At 74.4% G+C, this 5,784-nt stretch carries 8 protein-coding genes; 7 read left to right on the top strand and 1 reads right to left on the bottom strand.

Annotated features, from left to right (window positions below; genetic code table 11):
• A partial coding sequence (locus tag VGR37_22975; protein ID HEV2150281.1) for a GNAT family N-acetyltransferase occupies positions 1-369 on the bottom strand: 369 nt, incomplete at its 3' end.
• 188 nt (positions 370-557) lie between these two features.
• On the opposite strand from VGR37_22975, the gene VGR37_22970 reads away from it, so the two are divergent.
• From VGR37_22970 to VGR37_22940, 7 genes are all read left to right on the top strand, one after another.
• The gene (locus VGR37_22970; protein HEV2150280.1) at positions 558-749 is read left to right on the top strand and encodes a hypothetical protein; all 192 of its coding nucleotides are present in this window, start codon (positions 558-560) and stop codon (positions 747-749) included.
• A gap of 27 nt (positions 750-776) precedes the next feature.
• Entirely contained in the window at positions 777-980 is a 204-nt protein-coding gene (locus VGR37_22965) for a hypothetical protein (GenBank protein ID HEV2150279.1), read from the top strand.
• A gap of 34 nt (positions 981-1,014) precedes the next feature.
• Positions 1,015-1,872 (top strand): dienelactone hydrolase family protein, encoded by an 858-nt coding sequence (locus VGR37_22960; protein HEV2150278.1) that lies wholly within the window; start codon positions 1,015-1,017, stop codon positions 1,870-1,872.
• Positions 1,824-3,182 (top strand): hypothetical protein, encoded by a 1,359-nt coding sequence (locus VGR37_22955; GenBank protein HEV2150277.1) that lies wholly within the window; start codon positions 1,824-1,826, stop codon positions 3,180-3,182. Before VGR37_22960 ends, VGR37_22955 begins: the two co-directional genes overlap by 49 nt.
• A 51-nt stretch (positions 3,183-3,233) precedes the next feature.
• On the top strand, positions 3,234-4,517 hold the full coding sequence (locus tag VGR37_22950) for a hypothetical protein (protein HEV2150276.1): 1,284 nt from the start codon (positions 3,234-3,236) through the stop codon (positions 4,515-4,517).
• A 20-nt stretch (positions 4,518-4,537) separates the two neighbouring features.
• Entirely contained in the window at positions 4,538-5,479 is a 942-nt protein-coding gene (locus VGR37_22945) for an ABC transporter ATP-binding protein (protein ID HEV2150275.1), read from the top strand.
• On the top strand, positions 5,472-5,784 hold a 313-nt coding region (locus VGR37_22940; protein ID HEV2150274.1), incomplete at its 3' end, for a hypothetical protein. The genes VGR37_22945 and VGR37_22940, both read left to right, overlap by 8 nt.

The raw sequence follows: 5,784 nt of genomic DNA, 5'->3' as shown, positions 1-5,784 counted from the left end.
CGCCTCCACCGCGCCCAGCGCCTCCCGCGCGATCCCGGCGCCGCGCCGCTCCGGGACCACCAGCAGCATGCCGAGGAGCGCGATGTCGGGCTCGGGGTTCCCGGCCCACCACCCCAGCGCGCCCACCGGCTCTCCCGTCTCCCGCAGCGAGACCAGCGCCACGCCGCGCGCCGGCGTGGACGCGGATCCGCGCAGCTCCCGCTCGGCGGCGTCCGGGTCCGGCTCCGGGCGGCCGGTCACGCCCAGGAAGTAGTCTCCCGCCGCCACGAACACCCGCTGGAGCTCCGGCGCGTCCTCCGGGCCCAGGAGGCGCAGGGTCAGCCGGCCGGTCTCGGGGAACGGGGGCGCGCCTTCCGGGTCGTTGGTCACGTAGCTCCTGGCGAGCAAGGGTTTGCGCCCCGGCGGTCCCGCGGGGCGTCCACAGGGAAGTTGCCGGGGACCCCGATCCGGCGTCAAGTTTGAGGGAGAGCCGCGGGCGGGGTCCGGCCGGCGGGAGCGACATCGGGCGGAGCGGCCGCGTCCTTGCGGGGCGGGCGCGGGAGCCGACACGGAGGGAGATGAGCGTACAGCTGGAATCGCGGCACTTCTTCATGAAGCGGGACACCGTGCGGACCCTGTCCGGGGTGGTGGGGGAGGTGGTGGAGGCCATGGCGCTCTACGCCGTGGTCCGCTGGGAGGACGGCCGGGAGGAGGAGGTGGACCAGCTCGACCCGCGGATCACCGTCGTCGAGCGGGCGAGCCGGGACTGACCCGTCGCACATTCGCACTTCGCACCTATGCTCTCACCCGACCCGCGCTGGTGCGCCCGGATCAACGCCCACCGGCACGCGCCGGAGCCGGTCTCGGAGCCCGCCCCCGCAGCGGACGAGGGGCTCGACGAGTCGTGCGACGTCTGCGGCTCCGGGCGCACCGAGTGGCGCAAGTGCAAGCTCGTCTGCCTGGATTGCCGCCAGATCGTGAAGAGCTGCGCCGACCTGTGAGCCCGTCCGACCCCCTCTGATGGAGATCGCGTCCATGCGCCCTCGCCCCCTGCTCCTCCTCCTCGCGCTCCTGGCCGCCTGCGGGCCGGTGGCCCACTCCGCTTCCCGCGCCGACCGCGCCCACGTGGCCGCCATGGCCCGCGAGCACGTGGGGCACACCCCGGTGGCGAACGCGTCAGCGGCCGCGCCGCGGCAGGACGTGGTCGCGGAGGAGGTGGTCTACGGCACCGCGGAGGGGAAGGAGCTCCGCGGGTACCTGGCCCGCCCGGCCGGGGCGCGCGGCGCCCTCCCCGGGATCGTGGTGGTGCACGAGTGGTGGGGATTGAACGACAACGTCCGGGCCATGGCCCGGCGGCTGGCGGGCGAGGGGTACGCCGCGCTGGCGGTGGACATGTACGGCGGCGAGGTGGCGGACGCCCCGGACGAGGCCCGCGCCCTGATGCTGGAGGTGATGGAGGACCGGCAGTCCGGGGCGCGCAACCTTCGGGCGGCGGCGGAGTACCTGAAGGGGCGCGGGGCCCGGCGCCTGGGCGTCGTCGGCTGGTGCTTCGGCGGGGGGTGGGCCATCCAGTCCGCCCTCTTCATGCCGGAGCTGGTGGACGCCGCCGTGGTGTACTACGGCCAGCCCGTGACCGACCGCGCCGAGCTGGCCCGGCTGGACGCCCCGCTCCTGGGGCTCTTCGGGGCCGAGGACCGGGGGATCCCGGTCGCGCAGGTGCGGCAGATGGAGGCCGCGCTGCGGGAGCTGGGCAAGGACGCCGAGATCGTGGTCTACCCCGGGGCGGCCCACGCCTTCGCCAACCCCTCCGGCCAGGCGTACGACGCCCGGGCCGCACAGGACGCATGGAACCGCACCACCGCCTTCTTCGCCGAGCACCTGCGGAGCCCCTGACCGGCGCCCTCCCGAGCGCGGGAGCGTCTTCCGGGCGCCGGGAGCGGCTCGTCCGCTTCCGGCGCCCGCTCGCGTTCTGCGTCCTGGCGCTGGGCGCGGCGACGGCGGCGGGCGCGCAGGAGCACCCCCATCACGGCGCCGCCCCCGAGGGCGGAGTGCGCTGGAGCCTGGGCGCGCAGGCGATCCCCCTGGTGACCCGGGCGGACCCCGCCATCGACGGCAAGGCGCGCACGGAGGCGTACCTCACGCAGCCCAGCGTCATGGCGCACCTCGCCCTCTTCGGGGGGCGGGCGGAGCTCATGGGGACGCTGAACCTGGAGGGGTGGACGCTCCGCCGCGGCGAGCTGAACGCGGGGATCTGGGGCGAGGGGTACGTGGACCGGCGCCATCCGCACACGTACCTGCACGAGGCGATGGCCGTGGTCCGCCCGCTCCCGGCCGGGGGCGCCCTCGACGTGTCGCTCGCGGCGGGGAAGGGGTTCGTCCCCTTCGGCACCGACGACCCCATGTCGCGGCCGTTCGTGAAGTTCCCCGCCAACCACCACCTCGCCCAGGTGCTGGAGCGGACCGTCGCCGTCGCGGCGGTGCGCGGCGGGCCGGTGCTGCTGGAGGCGGCGCTCTTCAACGGAGACGAGCCGCAGGGGCCGAGCGACCTCCCGCGCCTGGAGCGCTTCGGCGACTCCTGGGCGGTGCGCGGGACCCTCCTCCCCGTCCCGGGGCTGGAAGCCTCCGCCAGCTACGCCCGGCTGGAGTCCCCGGAGCACCCGTTGGGCGGAGTGCTGGACCAGCGCAAGCACAGCGCGGCGCTCCGCTGGGAGCGGAGCGGCGGTGCGCGGGAGCGCGGCTACGCCCTGCTGGAGTGGGCCCGCACCGACGAGTACAGCGGCTTCACCCGCGCCTTTTCCTTCCCCACGCTCCTGGCGGAGGGGGCGGTGCGGCGGCGGGGGGTGGAGGTGGCGGCGCGCTGGGAGCGCACCGACCGCCCCGAGGGGGAGCGCCTCCTGGACCCCTTCCGCACCCCGGTGCCTCACCACGACGTCTCCATCCTGGGGATCACCCGCTGGAGCACGCTGACGCTCGGCGCCAGCGCGGGGGCCGCCCCGGTGGCGGGGCTGCGGCTGCGTCCCTTCGTGGAGGTACAGCACCTGCATGCCGCCCCCGCCCGGCCCGGCTCCGTCTTCATCCCGCGTGACTTCTACGGGGCGGAGCGGATGTGGAGCCTTTCTGCGGGGATGCGTGTAGAAGCCGGAGCCCTGCACACCCGCATGGGGCGCTACGGCGCCGCGCAGGCGGGACCCCGTCACCACTGACGCTCCGCGGCCCCGCCGCGCCGTCCCAACGCACCCGCGAAAGGCCCGCCCATGAACCGGATCCTGCGAGCCGCCACCGTCTGCCTCGCCCTCGGCGCCGCCGCCTGCGAGGGCTCGCCGTCCGAGATCCAGCCCGATCCCGATCCGGGCAACAAGCAGCCGACCTGCGCCATCACCCCCGCGCAGGTGAATACCGGTGGCAACCTCCCGGCGCTGGGGCTGGGCTGCGTCCAGGACCGCTTCACCTCGGAGCTGTGGGTGCACAATGGGTGGGCGTACACGGGCACCTGGTCCCGGCGGGGCGCCACCGGGCTCGGGAACCGGCTGTACGTGTGGGACGTGACGGGGAACACCCCCGTGCTCCGGGACTCCGTGGTGGTCTCCGACGCGGGGACGCTGGGCGACGTGCAGGTCACGGAGGACGGCAGGTACCTGGTGGTCGCCACGGAGCAGGGGCAGGGCTCCATCGTGATCTACGACCTGGCGAACCCCGCGAAGCCGGCCGAGATCGCGCGCCTGGTGACCGCCAACACGCGGAATGGCGTGCATACGGCGGAGGTCGCGCGGGTGAACGGCAGGCTGTACGCGTTCCTGTCCGCGACCACCTCCTCCCCCGCCAGGGTGGTGACGGTGGACCTCTCCGACCCGCGCAACCCGCGCGAGGTGTGGGTCCAGCCGACGGGAGATCCGTTCACCCACGACGTGTTCGTGCGCGACGGGATCCTCTTCACCGCCGGGTGGAACGCGGGGACCACGGTGTGGGACATCGGCGGCGGCGGGCGGGGCGGCACTCCCGCGGCCCCGGTGCAGCTCGCCAACATCCGGACCGCAAACGGCAAGGTCCACAACGTCTGGTGGTACCACGCCCCGGGCGGCGCCAAGCGCTACCTGTTCATCGGCGAGGAGGGGCCCGGCCAGACCGGTGTCTCGTCCTCCGGCGACATCCACGTGGTGGACGTGGGGAACGGCGACTGGGCCGGCGCACGCGAGGTGGCGTTCTTCACCGTCCCCGGGGCCGGGACGCACAATTTCTGGGTGGACGAGGACAGCGGGATCTTCTATGCCGCCTACTACAACGGCGGGGTTCGGGCCCTGGACGTCCGCGGCGACCTGGGAAGCTGCACCGAGGCGCAGAAGACCGACCTGCGCGACGCACGGACCGGGACCACGCTGCGGCTCTGCGACCTGGGGAAGATGGGGCGGGAGGTGGGGCGGGCGCTCGTCGGCGGCGGGCAGGTGTCGTTGTGGGGCGTGCAGGTGGTGGGGAACCGCCTGTACGCGTCCGACATGCTGAACGGGCTCTGGAAGATCGACGTCTCATCGCTGAAGAGGTAGACAACCGGGAGCGGGAGCGGGTGGAGGAGCATACGGAGACGGACCGGACGGCGATCCGCTGCCGGGGGCTGCACAAGCGCTTCGGTGACACGGTGGCGGTGAAGTCGCTCGACCTGGAGGTGCCGCGGGGGGAGTGCTTCGGTCTCCTGGGGCCCAACGGAGCGGGGAAGACCACCACCATCGAGATCCTGGAGGGGCTCCGCGAGCCCGACGGCGGGACGGTGGAGATCCTGGGGATGACCTGGCGCGCCCACGGCGAACGGCTGCGGGCGCGCCTCGGCGTGCAGCTCCAGGAGACGGACCTCCCCGACCGCCTCAGCGTGGAGGAGACGCTCCGCCTCTTCCGCTCCTTCTACGCGGACGGACGCACGGTGGAGGAGCTGATCGCCCTGGTGCAGCTGGGCGAGAAGCGGCGCACCCAGGTGCGCGACCTTTCCGGCGGGCAGCGGCAGCGGCTCAGCGTGGCCTGCGCGCTGGCCGGCTCCCCGGACGTGCTCTTCCTGGACGAGCCCACCACCGGGCTGGACCCGCAGTCGCGCCGACAGCTCTGGGACGTGGTGGAGGCGTTCAAGGCGGGGGGTGGCACGGTGCTGCTGACCACCCACTTCATGGACGAGGCGGAGAAGCTCTCCGACCGCATCGCCATCCTGGACCGCGGGGAGATCCTGGTGCAGGGGACGCCGCGGGAGCTGATCCGCTCGCTCGGCGCGGAGCACGTGGTGGAGTTCGCGAGCACCGTCTCCCTCCCGCACGCGGCGCTCCTGGCCCTCCCCGGCGTCACCGAGGTGCGCGCGCACGGCGACGCCCTCCTGCTCACCGTGGCGGGGCCGCACCACGCCCTCCCCGCGCTGCTGGAGCTGGTGGAGGCGCGCGGCGGCGGCCTCACCTCGCTCAGCACCCACCAGGCCACGCTGGAGGACGTCTTCCTGGCCCGCACCGGACGGGGGCTGCGCGATGAGTGAGCTGCACCCCCTGCGCGAGCTGACGCTGCTCCGCATCCGCCAGTTCCTGCGCGAGCCGGAGGCCCTGTTCTGGACCTTCGGCTTCCCCATCATCATGGCCGTTGGGCTGGGGCTCGCCTTCGGGAGCCCCTCGCAGGAGCGGCTCCCCCTGGCGGTGGTCCGCGGCACCGCCGCGGAGCGGCACCTGGACGCCCTGCGCGGCGAGCCCGAGCTGGAGGTGCGGGTGCTGGACCCCGCCGCCGCGGACGAGGCGCTCCGCAGGGGCGAGGCGGCGGTGGTGCTCGCCGGGCGCGACACGCTGGCCG

The organism is Longimicrobiaceae bacterium (assembly GCA_035936415.1).
In the GTDB taxonomy this organism is placed as follows: domain Bacteria; phylum Gemmatimonadota; class Gemmatimonadetes; order Longimicrobiales; family Longimicrobiaceae; genus JAFAYN01.
Note: the sequence above shows the minus strand (reverse complement) of the source record. Positions and strands in the feature narration are given on the sequence as shown.

Excerpts from the sequence above, each read along its gene's own strand:
- VGR37_22970 (HEV2150280.1), top strand. The coding sequence starts at position 558 with ATGAGCGTACAGCTGGAATCGCGGCACTTCTTCATGAAGCGGGACACC.
- VGR37_22965 (HEV2150279.1), top strand. The coding sequence starts at position 777 with ATGCTCTCACCCGACCCGCGCTGGTGCGCCCGGATCAACGCCCACCGG.
- VGR37_22960 (HEV2150278.1), top strand. The coding sequence starts at position 1,015 with ATGCGCCCTCGCCCCCTGCTCCTCCTCCTCGCGCTCCTGGCCGCCTGC.
- VGR37_22955 (HEV2150277.1), top strand. The coding sequence starts at position 1,824 with ATGGAACCGCACCACCGCCTTCTTCGCCGAGCACCTGCGGAGCCCCTG.
- VGR37_22950 (HEV2150276.1), top strand. The coding sequence starts at position 3,234 with ATGAACCGGATCCTGCGAGCCGCCACCGTCTGCCTCGCCCTCGGCGCC.